Source organism: Pseudomonas sp. Irchel s3f19 (assembly GCF_900187555.1).
Taxonomy (GTDB): Bacteria; Pseudomonadota; Gammaproteobacteria; order Pseudomonadales; family Pseudomonadaceae; genus Aquipseudomonas; species Aquipseudomonas capeferrum.
The window spans coordinates 348003-370119 of sequence record NZ_FYDW01000003.1; the positions used below are offsets into that span (position 1 = coordinate 348003).

The 22117-nt window shown below is 62.2% G+C and carries 27 protein-coding genes; 15 read left to right on the forward strand and 12 right to left on the reverse strand.

What is annotated here, in order from left to right:
* Positions 1 to 18: 18 nt before the first annotated feature.
* From rapZ to CKW22_RS09540, 9 genes are all read right to left on the reverse strand, one after another.
* Positions 19 to 873: an RNase adapter RapZ gene (gene rapZ / locus CKW22_RS09500; protein ID WP_033701103.1), complete on the reverse strand. Its 855-nt coding sequence runs from the start codon at positions 871 to 873 to the stop codon at positions 19 to 21.
* 2 nt (positions 874 to 875) lie between these two features.
* Positions 876 to 1340 (reverse strand): PTS IIA-like nitrogen regulatory protein PtsN, encoded by a 465-nt coding sequence (ptsN, locus tag CKW22_RS09505; RefSeq protein ID WP_033701102.1) that lies wholly within the window; start codon positions 1338 to 1340, stop codon positions 876 to 878.
* 12 nt (positions 1341 to 1352) lie between these two features.
* Positions 1353 to 1661: a ribosome hibernation-promoting factor, HPF/YfiA family gene (gene hpf / locus CKW22_RS09510; RefSeq protein WP_033701100.1), complete on the reverse strand. Its 309-nt coding sequence runs from the start codon at positions 1659 to 1661 to the stop codon at positions 1353 to 1355.
* 82 nt (positions 1662 to 1743) lie between these two features.
* Positions 1744 to 3237 carry an RNA polymerase factor sigma-54 gene (locus CKW22_RS09515; protein ID WP_033701099.1) on the reverse strand — a complete coding sequence of 498 codons (1494 nt, stop codon included), beginning with the start codon at positions 3235 to 3237 and terminating at the stop codon, positions 1744 to 1746.
* A 175-nt stretch (positions 3238 to 3412) separates the two neighbouring features.
* Positions 3413 to 4138 (reverse strand): LPS export ABC transporter ATP-binding protein, encoded by a 726-nt coding sequence (gene lptB, locus CKW22_RS09520; protein WP_033701098.1) that lies wholly within the window; start codon positions 4136 to 4138, stop codon positions 3413 to 3415.
* Positions 4139 to 4663, reverse strand: a complete 525-nt coding sequence (gene lptA, locus CKW22_RS09525) for a lipopolysaccharide transport periplasmic protein LptA (protein WP_033701097.1) — start codon at positions 4661 to 4663, stop codon at positions 4139 to 4141.
* Positions 4650 to 5222 carry an LPS export ABC transporter periplasmic protein LptC gene (gene lptC, locus CKW22_RS09530; RefSeq protein WP_033701095.1) on the reverse strand — a complete coding sequence of 191 codons (573 nt, stop codon included), beginning with the start codon at positions 5220 to 5222 and terminating at the stop codon, positions 4650 to 4652. The genes lptA and lptC overlap by 14 nt, the downstream gene beginning before the upstream one ends.
* Positions 5223 to 5230: 8 nt before the next feature.
* On the reverse strand, positions 5231 to 5755 hold the full coding sequence (locus CKW22_RS09535) for an HAD family hydrolase (protein ID WP_033701094.1): 525 nt from the start codon (positions 5753 to 5755) through the stop codon (positions 5231 to 5233).
* The gene (locus CKW22_RS09540) at positions 5756 to 6730 is read right to left on the reverse strand and encodes a KpsF/GutQ family sugar-phosphate isomerase (RefSeq protein ID WP_033701093.1); all 975 of its coding nucleotides are present in this window, start codon (positions 6728 to 6730) and stop codon (positions 5756 to 5758) included.
* 248 nt (positions 6731 to 6978) lie between these two features.
* Here CKW22_RS09540 and CKW22_RS09545 point away from each other — a divergent pair, with 248 nt between their 5' ends.
* The 10 genes from CKW22_RS09545 to hisC all read left to right on the forward strand — a co-directional run bounded on the left by CKW22_RS09545 (position 6979) and on the right by hisC (position 14991).
* Positions 6979 to 7788 carry an ATP-binding cassette domain-containing protein gene (locus tag CKW22_RS09545; RefSeq protein WP_033701092.1) on the forward strand — a complete coding sequence of 270 codons (810 nt, stop codon included), beginning with the start codon at positions 6979 to 6981 and terminating at the stop codon, positions 7786 to 7788.
* Positions 7788 to 8585 (forward strand): lipid asymmetry maintenance ABC transporter permease subunit MlaE, encoded by a 798-nt coding sequence (mlaE, locus tag CKW22_RS09550; protein ID WP_033701089.1) that lies wholly within the window; start codon positions 7788 to 7790, stop codon positions 8583 to 8585. Before CKW22_RS09545 ends, mlaE begins: the two co-directional genes overlap by 1 nt.
* Complete coding sequence (gene mlaD / locus CKW22_RS09555) at positions 8585 to 9070, forward strand: outer membrane lipid asymmetry maintenance protein MlaD (RefSeq protein ID WP_016501327.1); 486 nt, start codon at positions 8585 to 8587, stop codon at positions 9068 to 9070. Before mlaE ends, mlaD begins: the two co-directional genes overlap by 1 nt.
* A gap of 9 nt (positions 9071 to 9079) precedes the next feature.
* Positions 9080 to 9727, forward strand: a complete 648-nt coding sequence (locus tag CKW22_RS09560; protein ID WP_033701088.1) for a phospholipid-binding protein MlaC — start codon at positions 9080 to 9082, stop codon at positions 9725 to 9727.
* Positions 9724 to 10026 carry a lipid asymmetry maintenance protein MlaB gene (locus CKW22_RS09565; RefSeq protein ID WP_033701086.1) on the forward strand — a complete coding sequence of 101 codons (303 nt, stop codon included), beginning with the start codon at positions 9724 to 9726 and terminating at the stop codon, positions 10024 to 10026. Before CKW22_RS09560 ends, CKW22_RS09565 begins: the two co-directional genes overlap by 4 nt.
* Before the next feature lie 119 nt (positions 10027 to 10145).
* Positions 10146 to 10385, forward strand: a complete 240-nt coding sequence (locus CKW22_RS09570) for a BolA family protein (RefSeq protein WP_003255121.1) — start codon at positions 10146 to 10148, stop codon at positions 10383 to 10385.
* A 23-nt stretch (positions 10386 to 10408) separates the two neighbouring features.
* Positions 10409 to 11674, forward strand: coding sequence for a UDP-N-acetylglucosamine 1-carboxyvinyltransferase (murA, locus tag CKW22_RS09575; protein ID WP_033701085.1), 1266 nt, complete (start codon positions 10409 to 10411; stop codon positions 11672 to 11674).
* Between the two features lie 170 nt (positions 11675 to 11844).
* Positions 11845 to 12480: an ATP phosphoribosyltransferase gene (gene hisG / locus CKW22_RS09580; RefSeq protein ID WP_033701084.1), complete on the forward strand. Its 636-nt coding sequence runs from the start codon at positions 11845 to 11847 to the stop codon at positions 12478 to 12480.
* A gap of 136 nt (positions 12481 to 12616) precedes the next feature.
* On the forward strand, positions 12617 to 13942 hold the full coding sequence (gene hisD / locus CKW22_RS09585; protein ID WP_033701083.1) for a histidinol dehydrogenase: 1326 nt from the start codon (positions 12617 to 12619) through the stop codon (positions 13940 to 13942).
* A 2-nt stretch (positions 13943 to 13944) separates the two neighbouring features.
* Complete coding sequence (gene hisC, locus CKW22_RS09590) at positions 13945 to 14991, forward strand: histidinol-phosphate transaminase (protein WP_095064050.1); 1047 nt, start codon at positions 13945 to 13947, stop codon at positions 14989 to 14991.
* Positions 14992 to 15078: 87 nt separating this feature from the next.
* On the opposite strand, the gene CKW22_RS09595 is transcribed toward hisC, so the two are convergent.
* The gene (locus CKW22_RS09595; RefSeq protein ID WP_033701081.1) at positions 15079 to 16260 is read right to left on the reverse strand and encodes an alkaline phosphatase family protein; all 1182 of its coding nucleotides are present in this window, start codon (positions 16258 to 16260) and stop codon (positions 15079 to 15081) included.
* A 138-nt stretch (positions 16261 to 16398) separates the two neighbouring features.
* Between CKW22_RS09595 and CKW22_RS09600 the strand changes: the two genes are divergently transcribed.
* From CKW22_RS09600 to CKW22_RS09615, 4 genes are all read left to right on the forward strand, one after another.
* Positions 16399 to 17049 (forward strand): FadR/GntR family transcriptional regulator, encoded by a 651-nt coding sequence (locus CKW22_RS09600; RefSeq protein ID WP_033701080.1) that lies wholly within the window; start codon positions 16399 to 16401, stop codon positions 17047 to 17049.
* A 13-nt stretch (positions 17050 to 17062) separates the two neighbouring features.
* Positions 17063 to 18343, forward strand: coding sequence for an MFS transporter (locus tag CKW22_RS09605; protein WP_033701078.1), 1281 nt, complete (start codon positions 17063 to 17065; stop codon positions 18341 to 18343).
* A gap of 168 nt (positions 18344 to 18511) precedes the next feature.
* Positions 18512 to 19000 carry a nuclear transport factor 2 family protein gene (locus tag CKW22_RS09610; RefSeq protein WP_095064051.1) on the forward strand — a complete coding sequence of 163 codons (489 nt, stop codon included), beginning with the start codon at positions 18512 to 18514 and terminating at the stop codon, positions 18998 to 19000.
* Between the two features lie 17 nt (positions 19001 to 19017).
* Positions 19018 to 19299, forward strand: a complete 282-nt coding sequence (locus CKW22_RS09615) for a GIY-YIG nuclease family protein (protein WP_095064052.1) — start codon at positions 19018 to 19020, stop codon at positions 19297 to 19299.
* Positions 19300 to 19317: 18 nt separating this feature from the next.
* On the opposite strand, the gene yejK is transcribed toward CKW22_RS09615, so the two are convergent.
* The gene (gene yejK, locus CKW22_RS09620; protein ID WP_033701074.1) at positions 19318 to 20325 is read right to left on the reverse strand and encodes a nucleoid-associated protein YejK; all 1008 of its coding nucleotides are present in this window, start codon (positions 20323 to 20325) and stop codon (positions 19318 to 19320) included.
* Positions 20326 to 20719: 394 nt separating this feature from the next.
* Between yejK and CKW22_RS09625 the strand changes: the two genes are divergently transcribed.
* Positions 20720 to 21001 (forward strand): HU family DNA-binding protein, encoded by a 282-nt coding sequence (locus tag CKW22_RS09625; RefSeq protein ID WP_003255106.1) that lies wholly within the window; start codon positions 20720 to 20722, stop codon positions 20999 to 21001.
* Between the two features lie 52 nt (positions 21002 to 21053).
* Here the strand turns inward: CKW22_RS09625 and rlmF are convergent, their stop codons facing one another.
* Entirely contained in the window at positions 21054 to 22004 is a 951-nt protein-coding gene (rlmF, locus tag CKW22_RS09630; protein ID WP_033701072.1) for a 23S rRNA (adenine(1618)-N(6))-methyltransferase RlmF, read from the reverse strand.
* Positions 22005 to 22117 lie beyond the last annotated feature (113 nt).

A 22117-nucleotide genomic window follows, 5' to 3' on the forward strand; every position in this document is an offset into this window, starting at 1 on the left:
TGGGGTGGATCCTGTGGGCTAGAGGTCGCGGTGGCGGACCTGGACGTTTTTCAGTGATTGCTGCAGCAACTCGCCGAGGCGTTCGGTCAGGTACACCGAGCGGTGATGGCCGCCGGTGCAGCCGATGGCGATGGTGACGTAGGCGCGGTTGCTGGCGGCGAAGCGGGGCAGCCATTTGAGCAGGTAGCTGGAAATGTCGTTGAACATCTCTTCGACATCCGGCTGGGCGGCGAGGTAGTCGATCACCGGCTGATCGAGGCCGGAGTGCTCACGCAGCTCGGGCTTCCAATAGGGGTTGGGCAGGCAGCGCACATCGAACACCAGGTCGGCATCGACCGGCATGCCGCGCTTGAAGCCGAACGATTCGACCAGAAACGCAGTGCCAGGCTCTGGCTGGTTGAGCAGGCGCAGCTTGATCGAGTCGCGCAGTTGGTAAAGGTTTAGGCTGGTAGTGTCGATTTTCAGGTCAGCCAGATCGGAGATCGGCCCCAGCATGTCGCTCTCGACCCGTATTGCCTCTGCCAGGGAACGGTTGGCATTGGTCAGTGGGTGGCGCCGGCGCGTCTCGGAGAAGCGTTTGAGCAGCGTATCTTCGTCGGCGTCCAGGTACAGCACGTCGCATTGGATGTGCCGCGCTCGGGCCTCTTCGAGCAGTTCGGGGAAACGCGACAGGTGGCTGGGCAGGTTGCGCGCGTCAATCGACACAGCGACCTTGGGTTGCAGCAACTCGGTATTGATCAACGCGTTTTCCGCCAGCTGCGGTAGCAGGCCGGCGGGCAGGTTGTCGATGCAATAGAAACCGTTGTCTTCCAGCACATCGAGGGCGGTGCTCTTGCCGGAGCCGGACCGGCCGCTAACGATGATCAGACGCATGTTCAGGGCTCGCTCTGGACGTCCAGGACAACCTGGTACAGGGCCTCGTTACTGCTGGCTGCACGCAGACGATCACGAACCTCTTTGCGATCGAGCATGCTGGCAATCTGGCGCAGCAGTTCCAGGTGCGCATCGGTGGCAGCTTCGGGCACCAGCAGGACGAACAGCAGGTCCACGGGTGCGCCATCGATGGCGTCGTAGTCGATCGGTGCCTCCAGGTGCAGCAAGGCGCTGACGGGGGCGGTGCATCCTTCGAGCCGGCAGTGGGGGATGGCGATGCCGTTGCCGAACCCGGTCGAGCCGAGTTTTTCACGGGCGACCAGTTTTTCGAAGACGTCTTGCATCTCCAGTTCTGGCACTTGGTCGGCGATGACAGTGGCGACCTTTTCGAGGGCGCGCTTCTTACTGCCGCCCGGCACGTTCACGAGGGAACGGCCGGGGGTCAGGATGGTTTCAAGTCGGATCATGGATGAGGGGGATCAGCGGGCAGCCGTGCCTTGCAGCAGGCTTTGCTGTTTTTCCTTGTGTTTTTTCAGTTGGCGGTCGAGCTTGTCGGCCAAGGCGTCGATCGCTGCATACATGTCTTCGTGTTCCGCGTTGGCGACCACTTCACCGCCAGGAATCTGCAGGGTCGCTTCGACCTTCTGCTGCAGCTTCTCGACCTTCATGATGACCTGCACGTTGGTAATCTTGTCGAAGTGACCCTCCAGGCGCTTGAGTTTCTGCTCGATATAGTCGCGCAGCGGCGGGGTGACTTCTACATGGTGTCCACTGATGTTGACTTGCATACAGCTTCTCCTTTGTTGCCCGTGCATCATAAAGAGGCAGGTCTTGCACCTGCCCCGCAAATGCTGTGGCACATACCAGGGGCTACATCAGTCGCTTGCGCTCGCTCGACGGTGCGATGCCGAGAGACTCGCGGTACTTGGCGACGGTGCGACGGGCTACCTGGATGCCTTGTGCCTCCAGTAAACCAGCGATCTTGCTGTCACTCAATGGCTTTTTCTGATTTTCCGCCGCAACCAGTTTCTTGATGATCGCGCGGATCGCCGTGGACGAGCATTCTCCGCCTTCGGCGGTGCTCACATGGCTTGAGAAAAAGTATTTCAGTTCGTAGATACCGCGGGGCGTGTGCATGTATTTCTGCGTGGTGACCCGCGAAATGGTCGACTCGTGCATGCCCACCGCTTCGGCAATGTCATGCAGCACCAAGGGCTTCATCGCTTCGTCGCCATGGTCGAGAAAACCGCGCTGATGCTCGACGATCTGCGTGGCGACCTTCATCAGCGTTTCGTTGCGGCTCTGCAGGCTCTTGATGAACCAGCGCGCTTCCTGCAGCTGGTTGCGCATGAAGGTGTTGTCGGCGCTGGTGTCGGCGCGTCTGACAAAGCCTGCGTACTGCGGGTTGACGCGCAGCCGCGGGATCGCCTCCTGGTTCAGCTCGACCAGCCAGCGCTCACTGTCCTTGCGCACGATGACGTCGGGCACGACGTACTCGGGCTCGCTCGATTCGATCTGTGAACCGGGGCGCGGGTTGAGGCTTTGCACCAGTTCGATGACCTGGCGCAGTTCGTCTTCCTTGATCTTCATGCGCCGCATCAGCTGGCTGTAGTCGCGGCCACCCAGCAGGTCGATGAAGTCGGTGACCAGGCGCTTGGCCTCGGCCATCCAGGGGGTGCTGGCCGGCAGCTGACGCAGTTGCAACAGCAGGCATTCGCCGAGGTTGCGTGCACCGACGCCGGCAGGCTCGAACTGCTGGATGCGGTGCAAGACCGCTTCGACCTCGTCCAGCTCGATATCCAGTTCAGGGTCGAAACCGGCGCAGATCTCCTCCAGGGTGTCTTCCAGGTAGCCCTGGCCATTGATGCTGTCGATCAGAGTGACGGCGATCAGGCGATCGGTATCGGACATCGGCGCCAGGTTCAGCTGCCACAGCAGGTGGCTTTGCAGGCTCTCGCCGGCCGATGTGCGGGTGGTGAAGTCCCACTCGTCGTCATCGTTGCTTGGCAGGCTGCTGGCGCTGGTCTGGTAGATGTCTTCCCAGGCGGTGTCGACCGGCAGCTCGTTGGGGATGCGCTCGCTCCACTCACCGTCTTCCAGGTTTTCGGCACTGGCGGTGCTTTCCTGGAAGCTGTTGTCCTGGGCTTCGGCGGCCGGTTTGCTCTCGGCGTTATCGGCCATCGGGTCGCTATTGTCGAAGTCCTCGCCGTCTTCCTGACGTTCGAGCATCGGGTTCGACTCCAGCGCTTCCTGGATTTCCTGTTGGAGGTCCAGGGTGGACAGCTGGAGGAGGCGGATGGCCTGTTGCAACTGAGGAGTCATCGTCAGTTGCTGGCCCATTTTTAGGACGAGCGATGGTTTCATGGCAGGGGCTTAATACCTTGTTCGCCGGCGCGCATGCGCCATCCACTACACGAGGGCGCCGGAGCGCCAAATTCAAGCAAGTTTTATGCCTTAAATTGTAGCGTTTGCCTAGAGCACCGTAACAACTTAAACCCCGTCAAGGGTTATTTGCCGGTGCTCCAGGTGCGTCCCGGGGTCAGAGTCGGAACTCGTGACCCAGGTAAACCTCTTTGACCAGGTCGTTGGCCAGGATGGTCTCGGCATCGCCTTCGGCGATCAGTCGGCCATCATTGACGATATAAGCGGTTTCGCAGATATCCAAGGTCTCGCGCACGTTGTGGTCGGTGATCAGTACACCGATGCCCTTGGCCTTGAGATGGTGGATGATCTGCTTGATGTCGCCGACCGAAATCGGGTCGACACCCGCGAAGGGTTCGTCCAGCAGGATGAACTTCGGTGCGGTTGCCAAGGCCCGGGCGATCTCGACGCGGCGGCGTTCGCCACCCGAGAGGCTCATGCCGAGGTTGTCGCGGATGTGGCTGATATGGAACTCCTGCAGCAGGCTTTCCAGCTCCTTGCGGCGGCCGTCGCGGTCGAGTTCCTTGCGGGTCTCGAGGATCGCCATGATGTTGTCGGCCACCGACAGCTTGCGGAAGATCGAAGCTTCCTGCGGCAGGTAGCCGATACCGGCGCGGGCGCGACCGTGCATGGGCTGGTGGCTGACATCGAGGTTGTCGATCAGCACGCGCCCTTGCTCAGCCTGGACCAGGCCGACGATCATGTAGAAGCAGGTGGTCTTGCCGGCGCCGTTGGGGCCGAGCAGGCCGACGATCTGGCCACTGTCGATCGACAGGCTGACATCGCGCACGACCTGCCGACCCTTGTAGCTCTTGGCCAGGTGCTGGGCTTTAAGGGTTGCCATTTACTCGGCCTTCTTCTTGGGCTGGATCACCATGTCGATACGCTGACGCGGTGTAGTCACGTTGCCACCGCGACCGGCGGTCGCCACCTGGGTCTGGGTGTTGTAGACGATTTTCTCGCCTTCGGTGGTGTTGCCTTCGTTTTCGACCTTGGCGCGGTCGGTGAGGATCACCAGGTCCTTCTGCGACTGGTACTGGATAGTCACACCCCAGCCCTTCATCTTGTCCGGCTTGGCGGCGCTCTGTTGCTGCTCGAAGTAGGCCAGGTTGCCTACCGAGGTCACCACGTCGATATCGCCGGTGGCGGAGCGGGTGATGGTCACGGTGTTGCCAGTGATTTTCATCGAGCCCTGGGTGATGATCACATCGCCGGTGTAGGTGGCCACACCCTGCTTGTCGTCCAGATGGGCATTGTCGGCCTGGATACGGATCGGCTGATCACGGTCGTTCGGCAGTGCGAAGGCGCTCGCGCTTCCCAGTGCTGCGCTCAGGCTGAGCAAAAGGGGGAGGGTTTTAACGAGCCTCATACTGTCCTCTTACGTTAGAGAGCAGGTCCATCCTGCCTTCTTTCAAATACGCTTTCATTCCTTTGCCCGTAGTTGTGCCACCGGCGCCGTCGATTCTAACGGCTTGCTCGGTCTGCGCATATTGCTTCTGCGGGAACACGGTCATGCGTGAGCTGGTAATGATGGTCTCACGCTGCTTTTCGTCGGTGCGGGCAACGCGTACCTGGTCGATCAGCTCGACCTCGGTACCGTCCGGGTTGACCTCGGCGCGGGCGCTCTGCACGTGCCATGGGTACTCGGTGCCGCGGTACATATGCAGGTCGGGCGTGGTCAGCAGGGTGATTTCGCTGGCCTTGAGGTGCTCGACCTTGTCGGCGGTCATTTCATACTGCAGTTTGCCGTCGGGCAAGAATTGCAGGCTGTGGGCGTTGGTCGCGTAGTAGTCGATAGCGCTATCGTCGACCTGGCTCACCGGCTTGTCGAGGAAGCTTTCCGGGCTGACGTTCCAGTAGCCGATCGCCACCAGCAGGGCGGCGATGACCCCGAGCAGCGCAAAGTTGCGGACTTTCTTGCTGAACATGGGCAGCCTTACAGGTAGTTGGCGTTGGCAGCGTCCAGGGTGCCCTGGGCCTGCATGATCAGTTCGCAGAATTCACGGGCGGCCCCTTCGCCGCCGCGCGCCTGGGTCACGCCCTGGGCGTGCTGGCGAACGAACGGCGCGGCGTTGGCTACCGCCATGCCCAGGCCCACGCGGCGAATCACCGGCAAGTCTGGCAGGTCGTCGCCCAGATAGGCGACCTGATCATAGCTTAGGCCCAGTTCGGCGAGCAGGCCGTCAAGAACCACCAATTTGTCCTCGCGGCCCTGGAAAAGGTGAGGAATACCGAGGTTCTTCGCGCGGCGCTCGACCACCGGGGTCTTGCGCCCGCTGATGATTGCGGTGGTTACGCCCGAGGCCATGAGCATCTTGATGCCCTGGCCATCGAGGGTGTTGAAGGTCTTGAATTCGCTGCCATCTTCGAGGAAATAAAGGCGACCGTCGGTGAGCACGCCGTCGACGTCGAACACCGCCAGCTTGATGGCCTTGCCCCGTTGCATGAGGTTCTGGTTCATTTACATCACTCCGGCGCGCAGCAGATCGTGCATGTTGAGGGCACCGGTCGGCCGGTCGTCGCGGTCCACGACCACCAGGGCGCCGATCTTGTGGTCTTCCATGATCTTCAGGGCTTCGGCAGCGAGCATCTCGGCGCGGGCAGTCTTGCCGTGCACGGTCATCACGTCGTCGATCAGCGTGGTGTGCACGTCGATATTGCGATCGAGGCTGCGGCGCAGGTCGCCGTCGGTGAACACCCCGGCCAGGGTGCCATTGGCTTCGACGATCACGGTCATGCCCAGGCCTTTGCGGGACATTTCAAGGAGTGCGTCCTTGAGCAGGGTGCCGCGTGCCACCTGGGGCAGTTCGTCGCCGGTGTGCATGACATTCTCGACCTTGAGCAGCAGGCGACGGCCCAGCGCGCCACCGGGGTGCGAGAAGGCGAAGTCCTCGGCAGTGAAGCCGCGGGCTTCGAGCAGGGCGATCGCCAGGGCATCGCCCAGTACCAGCGATGCCGTGGTGGAGGAGGTCGGCGCCAGGTTCAGCGGGCAGGCCTCCTGGGCAACACGGGCGTCGAGGTTGACCTCGGCGGCCTGGGCCAGGGGCGAATCAGGGTTGCCGGTGAGGCTGATCAGCTTGATGCCCAGGCGCTTGATCAAGGGCAGCAGTGTGACGATTTCGGCGGTGCTGCCGGAGTTCGACAGGGCCAGGATGACATCGTCGCGAGTGATCATGCCCATGTCGCCATGGCTGGCTTCGGCCGGATGCACGAAAAACGCAGGCGTGCCAGTGCTGGCCAGGGTGGCGGCGATCTTGTTGCCGATGTGCCCGGACTTGCCCATGCCGACCACGACGACCCGGCCCGTGCTTGCCAGGATCAGTTCGCAGGCCTTGACGAAATTGTCGTCGATGCGCGCCAACAGGGCCTCTACGGCCTCGAGTTCCAGGCGCAAGGTGCGTTGGGCGGATTGGATCAGCTCGCTGGATTGGCTCATGTCGAAAAAGCAATGCCTGATGAAAAGGCGGCGATTATAGCCGCAATGAAAGAAACCCTCACCCTTTCGATTGCTGTGACGAATGTCATCAAAGCCTGTCTCAGGGCTGAACGACTCGCTCCCCGGCCTTGGGGCGGCGCTGTCAGCGGTGCTATAGTTCGCCGCTATTCGGCCTGCCACGGGCGCGTGTGCCTTCAAGAAGAGGGCCGGCGTCCATTAGGACGAGGCTGCACTAGCAAGGAGTCTAGATGAGTGTGGATAGCGCCTACGCGGTCGAGTTGAAGGGGGTATCCTTCAAGCGCGGTTCGCGCAGCATTTTCAGCAATGTCGACATCCGCATCCCGCGCGGCAAGGTCACCGGCATCATGGGGCCATCGGGTTGCGGCAAGACCACGTTGCTACGCCTGATGGGCGCGCAGTTGCGCCCGTCCGGTGGTGAGGTGTGGGTAGCGGGGCAGAATCTGCCGACGCTGTCGCGCAGCGACCTGTTCGACGCGCGCAAGCAGATGGGCGTGCTGTTTCAGAGTGGCGCGCTGTTCACTGACCTCGATGTGTTCGAGAACGTCGCCTTCCCGCTGCGCGTGCATACCCAGCTGTCGGAAGAAATGATCCGTGACATCGTGCTGATGAAGCTGCAGGCCGTGGGCCTGCGCGGAGCCATCGACCTGATGCCCGACGAGCTGTCCGGTGGCATGAAGCGCCGGGTGGCGTTGGCCCGTGCGATTGCCCTGGACCCGCAGATCCTCATGTATGACGAGCCGTTCGTCGGCCAGGACCCGATCGCCATGGGCGTATTGGTGCGCCTGATCCGCCTGCTCAACGATGCACTGGGCATCACCAGCATTGTCGTTTCCCACGACCTGGCCGAAACCGCCAGCATTGCCGACTATATCTACGTGGTCGGTGATGGTCAGGTGCTGGGGCAGGGCACGCCCGACGAACTGATGGGCTCGGACAACCCGCGTATTCGCCAGTTCATGAAGGGCGATCCGGACGGTCCGGTACCCTTCCACTTTCCCGCGCCTGATTACCGCGCCGACCTGCTGGGGGCGCGTTGATGCGCAGAAAATCCTTACTCGAACGTGTTCGCCTGTTCGGTCGCTCGGCGATCGACGTGGTGGCGGTGCTCGGGCGTTCCTGCCTGTTCCTGTTTCACGCGCTGGTCGGGCGTGGCGGCATTGGCGGTGGTTTCCAGCTGCTGACCAAGCAGCTGTATTCGGTGGGCGTGCTGTCGCTGGCGATCGTTGCCGTGTCCGGTGTGTTCATCGGCATGGTGCTGGCGCTGCAGGGTTACAGCATCCTGACCAAGTACGGTTCGGAGCAGGCGGTCGGGCAGATGGTTGCCTTGACCCTGCTGCGTGAGCTCGGGCCGGTGGTGACCGCCTTGCTGTTCGCTGGCCGTGCGGGCTCCGCGCTGACCGCCGAGATCGGCAACATGAAGTCCACCGAGCAGTTGTCTAGCCTCGAGATGATTGGCGTCGACCCGCTCAAGTACATCATCGCGCCGCGATTGTGGGCCGGTTTCATCTCGCTGCCGCTGTTGGCGCTGATCTTCAGCGTGGTCGGCATCTGGGGTGGTTCGTGGGTCGCAGTCGACTGGCTGGGCGTGTACGAGGGCTCGTTCTGGGCCAACATGCAGAACAGTGTTTCCTTTACCGACGACGTGTTGAACGGCTTGATCAAGAGCCTGGTGTTCGCCTTCGTCACCACCTGGATTGCCGTGTTCCAGGGGTACGACTGTGAGCCCACCTCAGAAGGGATCAGCCGCGCCACCACCAAGACCGTGGTCTATGCCTCGTTGGCAGTCCTGGGTCTGGACTTTATTCTGACCGCCTTGATGTTTGGAGATTTCTGATGCAAAACCGCACCCTGGAAATCGGTGTCGGCCTGTTCCTCCTGGCCGGGATCCTGGCGCTGCTGCTGCTGGCCCTGCGTGTCAGCGGGCTGTCGGCCAGCCCGAGCAGTGATACCTACAAAGTTTATGCGTACTTCGACAATATCGCCGGTTTGACGGTCAGAGCTAAAGTGACCATGGCCGGTGTGACGATCGGCAAGGTCACCGCCATCGATCTGGACCGTGATTCCTACACCGGTCGGGTGACGCTGCAGCTGGACAAGACCGTCGACAACCTGCCGACCGACTCCACTGCCTCGATCCTGACCGCCGGGTTGCTGGGCGAGAAGTACATCGGCATCAGCGTGGGCGGCGAAGATCAGGTGCTCAAGGATGGCGCGACCATCCACGACACCCAGTCGGCCCTGGTGCTGGAAGATCTGATTGGCAAGTTCCTGCTCAACTCCGTTGGCAAGGAACCGAAAGAAGCGCAACCGGCTAATTAAGGAGTTTCCATGATTTCGATCCTGCGACGTGGCCTGCTGGTCCTGCTGGCGGCCTTCCCCCTGCTGACCCTGGCGGCACAGACGCCCCACGAGGTGGTTCAAGGCACGACCAACGAACTGCTGGGTGACCTCAAGGCCAACAAGGAGCAGTACAAGTCCAACCCCAGCGCCTTCTACGATGCGCTCAACCGCATCCTCGGCCCGGTGGTGGACGCTGACGGTATTTCGCGCAGCATCATGACCGTCAAGTACTCGCGCAAGGCCACGCCTGAGCAGATGCAGCGCTTCCAGGAAAACTTCAAGCGCAGCCTGATGCAGTTCTATGGCAACGCCCTGCTGGAATACAACAACCAGGGCATCGTCGTCGATCCTGCCAAGGTCGATGACGGCAAGCGTGCCAGCGTCGGCATGAAGGTGACGGGCAACAACGGTGCCGTGTATCCGGTGCAGTACACCCTGGAGAACATCGCCGGCGAGTGGAAGGTGCGTAACGTCATCGTCAACGGCATCAACATCGGCAAGCTGTTCCGTGACCAGTTCTCCGACGCCATGCAGCGCAACGGCAACGACCTGGATAAAACCATCGACGGCTGGGCAGGCGAAGTGGCCAAGGCCAAGCAGGAAGCCGATCAATCGTCCGATAAGGTCGTGAAATGAGTGAAACCGGCGTAAGCATGGCCGAGCCGGGCGTACTGCGCCTGGCAGGCGTGCTGGACTATCGCAGTGGCCCGGCCTTGCGCAAGCAAGGCAAGGCGCTGGTCGAGGCTTCCAAAGAGCCGCGCCTGATCCTCGATTGCTCGGCGGTGGACAAGTCGTCGAGCGTCGGCCTGTCGCTGCTGCTGGCGTTCATCCGCGATGGCCAGGCCACTGGCAAGGTCTGCGAAGTGCGTGGAATGCCCGAAGACATGCGGGAGATTGCCGAGGTCTACGACCTCGATGAAGTGCTGGCCAGCTGATGGCCTGACACGGATGGATGGCCCCTCGGTCAGCGCAAACCTTCAGTGGGCTTCGCAGGCGAGGGGCTTTTTTGTATGATGGCCGACCCGTGCGCATCGGGCGCCGATTGAGGTTGAGCATGCAGGCCGTAGAAGTTAAAAGCTTCCTTGAAGAAAAATTGCCGGGATCCCGGGTCGAAGTTGAAGGCGAAGGCTGCAACTTCCAGTTGAACGTGATCAGCGACGAGTTGGCTGGCCTGAGCCCGGTCAAGCGTCAACAGGCGATCTATGCTCACCTTAATCCCTGGATCGCCAATGGCAGCATCCATGCGGTAACCATGAAATTTTTCAGCAGCGCAGCCTGGGCTGAGCGCACCTGAGCCAACTTGGCGGCGAGACTCCAATGGACAAACTGATTATTACTGGCGGTGCTCGCCTTGACGGCGAGATCCGCATTTCGGGCGCGAAGAACGCGGCCCTGCCGATTCTGGCGGCGACCCTGCTGGCTGACGGCCCGGTCACCGTGGGCAACCTGCCGCACCTGCACGACATCACCACTATGATCGAGCTGTTCGGGCGCATGGGCATCGAGCCTGTGATCGACGAGAAGCTGTCGGTGGAAATCGACCCGCGTACCATCAAGACGCTGGTCGCGCCGTACGAGCTGGTCAAGACCATGCGCGCCTCGATCCTGGTGCTGGGCCCTATGGTCGCGCGCTTCGGCGAGGCCGAAGTGGCTCTGCCTGGCGGTTGCGCCATCGGCTCGCGCCCTGTCGACCTGCACATCCGTGGCCTGGAAGCCATGGGTGCGAAGATCGAAGTCGAAGCCGGCTACATCAAGGCCAAGGCCCCTGAAGGTGGCTTGCGCGGTGCGCACTTCTTCTTCGATACCGTCAGTGTGACCGGTACCGAGAACATCATGATGGCCGCAGCCCTGGCCAAGGGTCGCAGCGTACTGCAAAACGCCGCGCGCGAGCCTGAAGTGGTCGACCTGGCCAACTTCATCAACGCCATGGGCGGCAAGATTCAGGGCGCCGGCACCGACACCATCACCATCGATGGCGTCGAGCGCCTTCACTCGGCCACCTACCGGGTCATGCCAGACCGTATCGAGACCGGTACCTACCTGGTCGCCGCTGCCGTCACCGGTGGCCGCGTCAAGGTCAAGGACACCGACCCGACCATCCTTGAAGCAGTACTGGAAAAACTCAAGGAAGCGGGCGCCGACATCAACACCGGCGAAGACTGGATCGAGCTGGACATGCACGGCAAGCGGCCCAAGGCTGTGAACCTGCGTACCGCGCCTTACCCGGCGTTCCCGACCGACATGCAGGCGCAGTTCATCTCGCTCAACGCCATCGCCGAAGGCACTGGCGCGGTGATCGAGACGATCTTCGAAAACCGCTTCATGCACGTCTACGAAATGCACCGCATGGGCGCGCAGATCCAGGTCGAAGGCAACACGGCCATCGTCACGGGCGTCAAGGCGCTCAAAGGTGCACCGGTAATGGCCACCGACCTCCGTGCTTCGGCCAGCTTGGTGCTGTCGGCACTGGTTGCCGATGGCGATACCCTGATCGATCGCATCTACCACATCGACCGTGGTTACGAGTGCATCGAAGAAAAACTGCAGATGCTGGGCGCGAAGATCCGTCGCGTACCGGGTTAAGAGTCTGCAGGGGCAGGGTGTGGGAGCGGGCTTGCCCCGCGAAGCAGCCACCGCGGTTATGGCACCGGCTTTGCCGGTGTTCGCGGGGCGAGCCCGCTCCCACACACGAATTGTATGCGACCGGGCTTGACGCCCGGTCGGCAGTAGCCGCTTAAGGACCGACGTTTCCCATGTTGACCATCGCGCTATCCAAAGGCCGAATTCTCGACGATACCCTGCCATTGCTGGCCGAGGCCGGTATCGTGCCGACCGAGAACCCGGACAAGAGCCGTAAACTGATCATCCCCACTACGCAGGACGACGTGCGCCTGCTGATCGTGCGTGCCACCGACGTGCCGACCTATGTCGAGCATGGTGCCGCCGACTTGGGTGTGGCTGGCAAGGACGTGCTGATGGAGTACGGCGGCCAGGGCCTGTACGAGCCGCTGGACCTGCAGATCGCCTGCTGCAAGTTGATGACCGCTGGCGTGGTTGGTGCACCCGAGCCCAAGGGCCGCCTGCGCGTAGCCACCAAGTTCGTCAACGTTGCCAAGCGTTACTACGCCGAGCAAGGCCGTCAGGTCGATATCATCAAGCTGTATGGCTCGATGGAGCTGGCCCCGCTGATCAACCTCGCCGACAAGATCATCGACGTGGTCGACACCGGCAACACCCTGCGCGCCAATGGCCTGGAGCCACAGGAAATGATCGCCACGATCAGTTCGCGCCTGGTGGTCAACAAAGCCTCCATGAAGATGCAGCATGCCCGGATCCAGAGCCTGATCGACACCCTGCGCAAAGCTGTCGAATCGCGACACCGCGGCTAAGACTCTCTACCTCCTGCGCGCGACCTCCGCTGTCGCGCCCGTCTATCCGCGTCATAGCCACTTTTCTCAGGTGCCCGCGCGGATGGACTGGTAGCCTAGGGCGCCTGAGCATTCGCTAATAATCGAGGCCCTCGCCATGACCGTGTCCACTGCAATTGCCCGTCTCAACGCCGCTGATCCGGATTTCGCCCGACATCTGGATCATCTGCTGAGCTGGGAAAGTGTGTCTGATGACGCGGTCAACCAGCGCGTGCTCGACATCATCAAGGCCGTGCGCGAGCGTGGCGATGCGGCGCTGGTGGAGTTCACCCAGCGTTTCGATGGTGTTCAGGCCACCCGCATCGAAGACCTGATCCTGGGCCGTGAGCGCCTTGAGCTGGCGCTGACCCGCATCACCCCGGCGCAGCGTGAGGCCCTGGAAAAGGCCGCCAACCGTGTGCGTATCTACCACGAGCGGCAGAAGCAGGACTCGTGGCAGTACACCGAAGCCGACGGCACCGTGCTGGGCCAGAAGGTCACGCCGCTGGACCGCGCCGGCCTGTATGTGCCCGGCGGCAAGGCGTCGTACCCGTCCTCGGTGCTGATGAACGCCATCCCGGCCAAGGTCGCAGGTGTGACCGAAGTGGTGATGGTGGTACCGACCCCGCGTGGCGAGGTCAATGAACTGGTCCTGGCAGCAGCCTGCATTGCCGGTGTCGACCGCGTGTTCACCGTCGGCGGTGCCCAGGCCGTCGCCGCCCTGGCGTATGGCACCGAGAGCGTGCCGCAGGTGGACAAGATCGTCGGCCCCGGCAACATTTATGTGGCGACTGCCAAGCGCCACGTGTTCGGCCAGGTCGGTATCGACATGATCGCCGGCCCTTCGGAAATTCTCGTGGTGTGTGACGGCCAGACCGACCCGGACTGGATCGCCATGGACCTGTTCTCCCAGGCCGAGCACGATGAAGACGCCCAGGCCATCCTGGTCAGCCCGGATGCCGAGTTCCTCGACCGCGTCGCCGCCAGCATCGACAAGCTGCTGCCGACCATGGAGCGCGCCGAGATCATCGAGAAGTCGGTCAATGGCCGCGGCGCGCTGATCCAGGTGCGTGACATGCAGCAGGCCATCGAAGTGGCCAACCGGATCGCCCCCGAGCACCTGGAGCTGTCGGTCGCAGACCCGCAAGCCTGGCTGCCGCAGATCCGCCACGCCGGCGCGATCTTCATGGGCCGCCACACCAGCGAAGCGCTGGGTGACTACTGCGCAGGCCCCAACCATGTGCTGCCGACGTCCGGCACTGCGCGCTTTTCTTCGCCACTGGGGGTGTATGACTTCCAGAAACGTTCGTCGATCATCTTCTGCTCCGAGCAGGGCGCGTCCGAGCTGGGCCACACCGCCTCGGTCCTGGCCCGTGGCGAGTCGCTGACGGCCCACGCCCGCAGCGCCGAATACCGTATCCTGACCCAAGCCAAGGGGAACTGAGCATGAGTCGATTCTGGAGCCCCTTCGTCAAGGACCTGGTGCCTTACGTGCCGGGCGAGCAACCCAAGCTGGCCCGCCTGGTCAAGCTCAACACCAATGAAAACCCTTATGGCCCGTCGCCCAAGGCGCTGGAAGCCATGCGTGGCGAGCTGAACGACAACCTGCGCCTGTACCCGGACCCGAACGGTGACCGGCTCAAGCAGGCGGTGGCCGAGTACTACGAGGTAACCCCTGGCCAGGTGTTCGTCGGCAACGGTTCGGACGAAGTGCTGGCGCACATCTTCCACGGTCTGTTCCAGCACGACGCGCCGCTGTTGTTCCCGGACATCAGCTACAGCTTCTACCCGGTCTACTGCGGCCTGTATGGCATCGCCTTCGAGCAGGTGGCGCTGGACGAGCAGTTCCAGATCCGTGTCGAGGACTACAACAAGCCTAACGCTGGCATTATCTTCCCCAACCCGAACGCGCCCACCGGCTGCCTGATGCCATTGCAGGCGGTCGAGCAACTGCTGCAAGCCAACCGTGATTCGGTAGTGGTGGTGGATGAAGCCTACATCGACTTTGGTGGCGAGACGGCCATCAGCCTGGTGGACCGCTATGACAACCTGCTGGTCACCCAGACCCTGTCCAAGTCGCGCTCGCTGGCGGGTTTGCGCGTTGGCCTGGCGGTCGGCCACCCGGACCTGATCGAGGCGCTGGAGCGGATCAAGAACAGCTTCAACTCCTACCCGCTGGACCGTGCCGCGATCGTCGGTGCGGCCGTGGCGTTCGAAGACCGTGCCTACTTCGAAGAAACCTGCCGCAAGGTGATCGACAGCCGGGAAGTGCTGGTCGAGCAACTGACTGCCAAGGGCTTCGAGGTGCTGCCGTCGGCGGCCAACTTCATCTTCGCCCGTCACCCGCAACAGGATGCGGCCGAATTGGCGGCGCGCCTGCGTGAGCAGGGGGTGATCGTGCGGCACTTCAAGCAGGCGCGGATTGCCCAGTTCCTGCGCATTACCATCGGTACCCCGGAAATGAACCAGGCATTGCTCGATGCGCTGAACTGATCAGGCAGGCTCAAGCAGCCGTCCGCTTTGATCGAACCCCGCCTGGCACTGGCTGCCAGGCGGGGTTTTTCATTCAGGGCGCAACGTTCAGTAGGCCACTTCCTCGATGTTGTAGGGTTGGCCGGCAGGCCTGTTGCGCACCGCCACCGGGGTGGCATCAAGTACCAGCACGTAGTCGTTGACGGTATCCATGCCGTCCGGGTCGGTCCATTGCCCGGCCGCGGCCGGTACTTGTGCAACCACATGCCCGTTCTTGAGGATGGTCAGGTAGCCCTTGGCGCTGCTGTGCCAGCGTAGACGCGCATTGGCTTCATCGGCCCTGGCCTTGCGCGCACCTGCCTTACCCAGCAGGGGGGGGCCGTCCAGTAGCCACTGGGCTTGCAGCGCCTGGCCCATGTGGCGCAGGACGGTGGGCGCCACCGAGGTCTGCGCGGCAAGGCAATAAAGGTTGTTTGGCCCGGGGTTTTCTTCTGGGAGGATGGGCTCGGTCAGCTCTTCGTTCATCGGTTTGTTGCTGGCGATGAAGGTGGTCTTTTCCTGCTCGGTGACGCCACCATGGCCCTTGCCCCGATAGTCGCGGCCATGGTCGGTACTGACAATCACCAGCCAGTCTTCTTGCGGGTGATTGAGGCGCCGTTCGTCGACCTTGTCCAGCAGTCTCCCCAGCCGGTTATCGGCATTGCGCAGTGCCTGTTGGTAGCGCTCGCCGAAGCCTGCAGCGTGGCCGGCTTCATCAGGTTCGCCCAGCTCAATGAAGGTGAAGTCGGCAGGCGTGCTGCCGAGAATCTGCAGTGCTCGCAGGGTGACCTGTTCATCGGACAAGCCGCTTTCGCGCACATCGTTGCCATGGGCATCTTCGAGCAAAAATGCGGTGTTGATGGGCGACCTGTGCACCACACTGGCGAGGTAGGCCGTCGGCAGTGCCTCACGCAGCCGCTTGAACAAGCTGGGAAATGCCGGGTCGACCCGCAGCGACTCGGCATTGGAGTCAACGCCATGCTTGTTGCTCCAGACCCCAGTGAGCAAGGTGACCCAGCCTGGGCCGCTGAGGGTGGGCTGCTCGCTGGCCTTGCCGGTGATGCCGCCGGTATAGGTGTACGCGTAATACAGACGTTGCTTCAGGTGGGTGGCATCGCCCAATGCCTCGTACTGTTCGAATTGCACACCTTGGATGCCGACGATCAGGGTTTTCGGTTCAGGCCCTTTTTGCGCGGGGCCGCAACCTGCCAGCAAGGCCAACGTCAGCAGAAGCAAGGCTGATGGTCGCATGGAGAGGCATCCTTGGAAGGTACAGCGAGCGTTGCAATAAAGTGCGCTGCTCACAACTGGCAGAAATACCAGGTGGTTTGCCGTCCAGAGCGCCATCCATTAAGCTTCGGTAATTCATCGGATGATTGGTTGAATGTGATGAGCGTAGCGTTGACCAAGCGTTCCCTGGTCGAACTCGCCGTGGAGCGCATGCGTGAGCGCATCCTTCAGGGCGACTGGCAGGTAGGGCAGCGACTGCCGACCGAGCCTGAGCTGGCCCAGGCGCTGGGCATCAGCCGCAACACCGTGCGTGAGGCCATGCGTGTGCTGGCGTTCAGTGGCCTGGTTGAGATCAGGCAGGGCGATGGCAGTTATCTGCGTGCTGTGCAGGACCCGCTGTTGGCTGTGCAGGCGATGTCGCGTTGCACGCCTGAACAGGCGCGGGAAACCCGCCATATCCTCGAGACCGAGGCCATCGGCCTGGCGGCGTTGCGCCGCACCGACGCAGACCTGAAGGCGCTGCGTGAAGCCCTTGAAGGCAGTGCCGGGCACTTTCACGGCGACATCGATGCCTACGTGACCTGCGACCTGGTGTTCCACCAGCGCCTGGTCGATGCCGCCCACAACCCTGCATTGAGTGAGTTGTACCGGTATTTCTCCGGTGTGGTAGCGGCAGCGCTGCAACACAACATGACCACCGTCCCACGCTGCCAGTCCACGTTCGATCTGCACGGGGAAATCCTCGATGCCATCGAACAACGTGATGCGGAGCGGGCCAAGCGCCTGAGCCGCACCCTCATCGAATCCTGACCCAGAGAAGGCCATGGCTGAATCCATCACCCGTAGCACCCCCACCGGCGAGCGGGAACTCGACGAACTGTTGATCGACGCCGAAGCCGATGACGAGCAGGTTCAGCAGCAGCCTGTGCTGCTGCGCAGGCCCTGGCTGTTGCTGCTGGGCCTGGTGCTGGTGGCGCTGAACCTGCGCCCGGCGTTGTCGAGCATGGCCCCGGTACTCGGCCTGGTTTCCGAGGGCTTGGGCCTGAGCGCGTCGCAGGCGGGCCTGCTGACCACCTTGCCGGTGCTGTGTCTGGGCTTGTTTGCGCCGCTGGCGCCGGTCCTGGCGCGGCGTTTTGGCAGTGAGCGGGTGATTTTCGGCATTCTCCTCACCTTGGCCTTGGGCATTGTGGTGCGCAGCGCGTTTGGGACGGCCGGGGTATTCTTGGGCAGCCTCATGGCCGGCGCCAGTATTGGCATCATCGGCGTGCTGTTGCCGGGCATCGTCAAGCGCGATTTTCCGCAGCACGCCGGGACGTTGACCGGCGTGTACACCATGGCCCTGTGCCTGGGCGCAGCCATGGCAGCCGGCGCCACGGTGCCCCTGGCTCAACGCTACGAGGGCAGTTGGGCGCTGGGGCTAGGCTTCTGGGCGGTGCCGGCACTGCTGGCCATGCTCGTCTGGATACCGCAGGCGCGCCAGGGGCACGGCCTGCACAAGGTTGCTTATCGGGTGCGTGGCCTTTGGCGCGACCCCTTGGCCTGGCAGGTGACCTTGTACATGGGCCTTCAGTCATCGCTGGCCTATATCGTCTTCGGCTGGTTGCCGTCGATTCTGATTGGCCGCGGCCTGACCCCGACCGAGGCGGGGCTGGTGTTGTCGGGGTCGGTGATCGTGCAATTGGTCAGCTCGCTCAGTGCGCCTTGGCTGGCAACACGCGGCAAGGATCAGCGCCTGGCTATCGTGATCGTCATGCTGGTTACCTTGGCCGGCCTGTTCGGTTGCCTGTATGCGCCGATTTCAGGGCTGTGGGGCTGGGCTGTACTGCTGGGCCTGGGGCAGGGCGGCACCTTTGCCCTGGCGCTGACGTTGATCGTGCTGCGTTCGAAGGATGCGCATGTGGCGGCGAACCTGTCGAGCATGGCACAGGGGGTAGGGTACACCCTGGCGTCGATGGGGCCGTTTGCAGTGGGCCTGGTGCACGATATGACCGGTGGCTGGGCGGCAGTGGGGTGGATTTTTGCCGTGCTGGGCATAGGTGCTATTGGTTTCGGGCTTGGCGCAGGGCGCGCGTTGCATGTGCAGGTGACCAGCGAAAAAGTCTGATGCTGATTCTGTCCATGCTGGCCCTTTCGCGGGGCAAGCCCGCTCCCACAATTGAAGTTTGTGAAGTACTTGTGGGAGCGGGCTTGCCCCGCGAAAGGGCCAGCACTGGCGCAAGCGCAGCGGGCAGATTATCTTGCATCCTTCTATTCCCAGGACGGACCTGCCCTCATGAGCGATGCCAACCGCGAGCTGATCACCCGCTTCTACCAGGCCTTCCAGCGCCTGGACGCCGAGGCTATGGTGGCCTGCTACAGCGACGACATCGTGTTCAGCGACCCGGTCTTTGGCACCCTGCGCGGTCAGGATGCCTGCGATATGTGGCGGATGCTGACCACGCGCGCCAAGGGCTTCACCCTGAAGTTCGACAACGTTCGCGCGGATGCGCACAGTGGTAGCGCGCACTGGGTCGCGAGCTACCTGTTCAGCCAGACCGGCCGTACCGTGGTCAACGATATCCAGGCGCGGTTTGTCATCCGTGACGGGTTGATCTGTCAGCATGACGACAGTTTCGACCTCTGGCGCTGGTCGCGTCAGGCACTGGGCTCGCCAGGTGTGCTGCTCGGCTGGACGCCGCTGTTGCAGAACAAGGTACGCCAGCAGGCGTTCAAGGGGCTGCGGGCTTACCAGCACCAGCAGGGCAACGTACCCACTCCGTGACGCAAAGAGCAGCTGTCGTGAGCGAAGAAGTACCGAATCAGGCCGTCAAACCCTGGTATGTCTACCTGGTGCGTGCGGCCAATGGGTCGCTGTACTGCGGGATCAGTGACGACCCGCAGCGGCGCTTTCTGGCGCATCAGAAGGGGCAGGGCGCGCGTTACTTCAAGACCAGCCCGGCGCAGGCGCTGGTGTATGTCGAGCAGTGGCCGGACAAAGGCGAAGCGTTGCGCCAGGAGCGCCTGGTGAAGCGGCTGCGCAAGTCGGCCAAGGAGGCGCTGGTGGCGTCTTATCAGGTTTAGAGTGCGCCCCCGGCGATATCAGTCCTTACGCCGCTTCAACTGGTCCACCAACTGCGTCGGCAGCCCCTTGATGATCAAGGTGCCCGCCACTTCGTCATACTCCACCTTGTCCCCCAGCAAATGCGCCTCGAAGCTGATCGACAGGCCTTCGGCACGCCCGGTGAAGCGGCGGAACTGGTTAAGGGTGCGTTTATCCGCAGGGATTTCCGGCGACAGGCCGTAGTCCTTGTTGCGAATGTGATCGTAGAACGCCTTGGGGCGGTCCTCATCGATCAGGCTGGACAGCTCGTCCAGGGCAACCGGCTCGCCCAGCTTGGTCTGGCTGGTGGCGTAGTCGACCAGGGTCTGGGTCTTCTCGCGGGCCGACGCTTCGGGCAGGTCCTCGCTCTCGACAAAGTCGCTGAAGGCCTTGAGCAGGGTGCGGGTTTCGCCGGGGCCGTCGACGCCTTCCTGGCAGCCGATGAAGTCACGGAAGTAGTCGGAGACTTTCTTGCCGTTCTTGCCCTTGATGAACGAGATGTACTGCTTGGAGTTCTGGTTGTTCTTCCACTCGGACAGGTTGATGCGCGCTGCCAGGTGCAACTGGCCGAGGTCCAGGTGGCGCGATGGCGTCACGTCGAGTTCGGCGTTCACTGCCACGCCTTCGCTGTGATGCAGCAGGGCGATGGCCAGGTAGTCGGTCATGCCTTGCTGGTAATGGGCAAACAGAATGTGCCCGCCGGTGGAGAGGTTGGACTCTTCCATCAGCTTTTGCAGGTGTTCGACGGCTACACGGCTGAACGCGGCGAAGTCTTTTTCCGCATCCAGGTACTGCTTCAGCCAGCCACTGAGTGGGTAGGCGCCCGACTCACTGTGGAAGAAGCCCCACGCTTTGCCTTGCTTGGCGTTGTAACTGTCGTTGAGGTCGGCCAGCAGGTTTTCGATGGCATCGGAGGCGCCAAGCTCGGTGTCGCGTGCATGCAGCACGGCGGGGCTGCCATCGGGCTTCTTGTCGATCAGGTGAACGATGCAATGACGAATTGGCATGAAGTCCTCGGCGAGTCTGGGGCGGTGCACGGCCGCGCTGCAAAAGTCGTGCAGTTTACCCCAGAGACAAGGCGATGCAGTGGCCGGATGTTGGCAGAAATGCCGGTTGTTCGTTTTTTGTTCAGTTTTTTGCGTTTTAAGCCAAAACCCCTGAAAAACCTGCATTAAATCGATGTGCGCAGCGGATATTTATCTATTCCTGTGGTAGCTTTGCGCGGTCTTGCGCCCCTCGTGTGGCGCATTGCTGGCAGCACGCTAGCGTCGTGTCGAACCAAACGCCGATTTACGTATCTACATACCCGAATTGGCGCGGCCCTCCAGAATTCAGGGGCTGGCCCGATCACGTCGTAGCTCGCTGCATAACTACTGAATTTGATAGGGAAGGAACATCACCATGGCATTGACCAAAGACCAACTGATTGCCGACATCGCCGAGTCGATCGCCGCGCCAAAAGCCACCGCCAAGAACGCACTGGAGCAACTGGGCCAGATCGTTGCTGACCAACTGGAAAACGGCGCTGAAATCACCCTGCCAGGCATCGGCAAGCTGAAAGTCTCCGAGCGTCCTGCCCGTACCGGCCGCAACCCTTCGACTGGCGCTGCCATCGAAATCGCTGCCAAGAAAGTCGTCAAGTTCGTCCCAGCCAAAGTGCTGACCGATGCCATCAACAAGTAATTGTTGAAGCGTTGACCAAACCGCGTCCGGCTTGCCCGAACGCGGTTTTTTTTCATCCTTGCGTTTTGCGTCGCGCGTGCCAGGCCTGGCGAGCGTTGTCGTCCTGGAAGCTCCAGGCGACCATGCGGCTCTGCTTTTGCCCTTGGCCCATTTCGACAATGCGCACAGCCTTGGCGCCGGCCTTTTTCAGCGCCGCTTCGATGCCTGGCAGGTTGCTGGCCTTGGACACCAGGCTGGTGAACCACAGCACGCTTGCGCCGTACTGCGCGCTTTCCCCGACCAATTGGGTCACGAAGCGGATCTCGCCGCCCTCGCACCACAGTTCGTTGTTCTGGCCACCGAAATTGAGCACGGGCAGTTTGCGCTTGGGGTCCTGCTTGCCCAGGTTCTTCCACTTGCGCTGGCTGCCGCGGGTGGCCTCCTCGCGTGAAGCATGGAAGGGCGGGTTGCACAGGGTCAGGTCGAAGCGCTCGTCGTCCTGCAGCAAGCCGCTGAGGATGTGCGTGCGGTTGGCCTGTTGGCGCAAGCTGATGGCTTTGTTCAGGCCGTTGGCCTGGACGATGGCCTTGGCCGAAGCCAATGCCACGGGGTCGATGTCCGAGCCCAGGAAGCGCCAGCGGTAGTCGCTGTGGCCGATCAGCGGGTAGATGCAGTTGGCCCCCACGCCGATATCCAGTACGCGTATCTGGGCGCCTTTGGGGATCTCGCCGGCGTTGTCATCGCCCAGCAGGTCGGCGAGCACGTGGATGTAGTCGGCGCGCCCGGGGATGGGGGGGCACAGGTAGTCGGCGGGGATGTCCCAGTGCTGGATGCCGTATTGGGCCTTGAGCAGAGCGCGGTTGAACACCCGTACCGCTTCGGGGTTGGCAAAGTCGATGCTGGGCTTGCCGTGCGGGTTGGTGATGGTGAAGCGGGCCAGGTCGGGGTGGGCCTTGATCAGGCTGGGGAAGTCGTAGCGACCCTGGTGGCGGTTGCGCGGGTGCAGGGTGGGTTTTTCGGTCATGGTCGGATCCGGTGTTGCAGGCCGTGGGGCTGCTTTACAGCCCTTTCGCGACACAAGGCCGCTCCTACAGGATAGCGGCGCCCTTCAAACCGGCGCCGTCCCTGTAGGAGCGG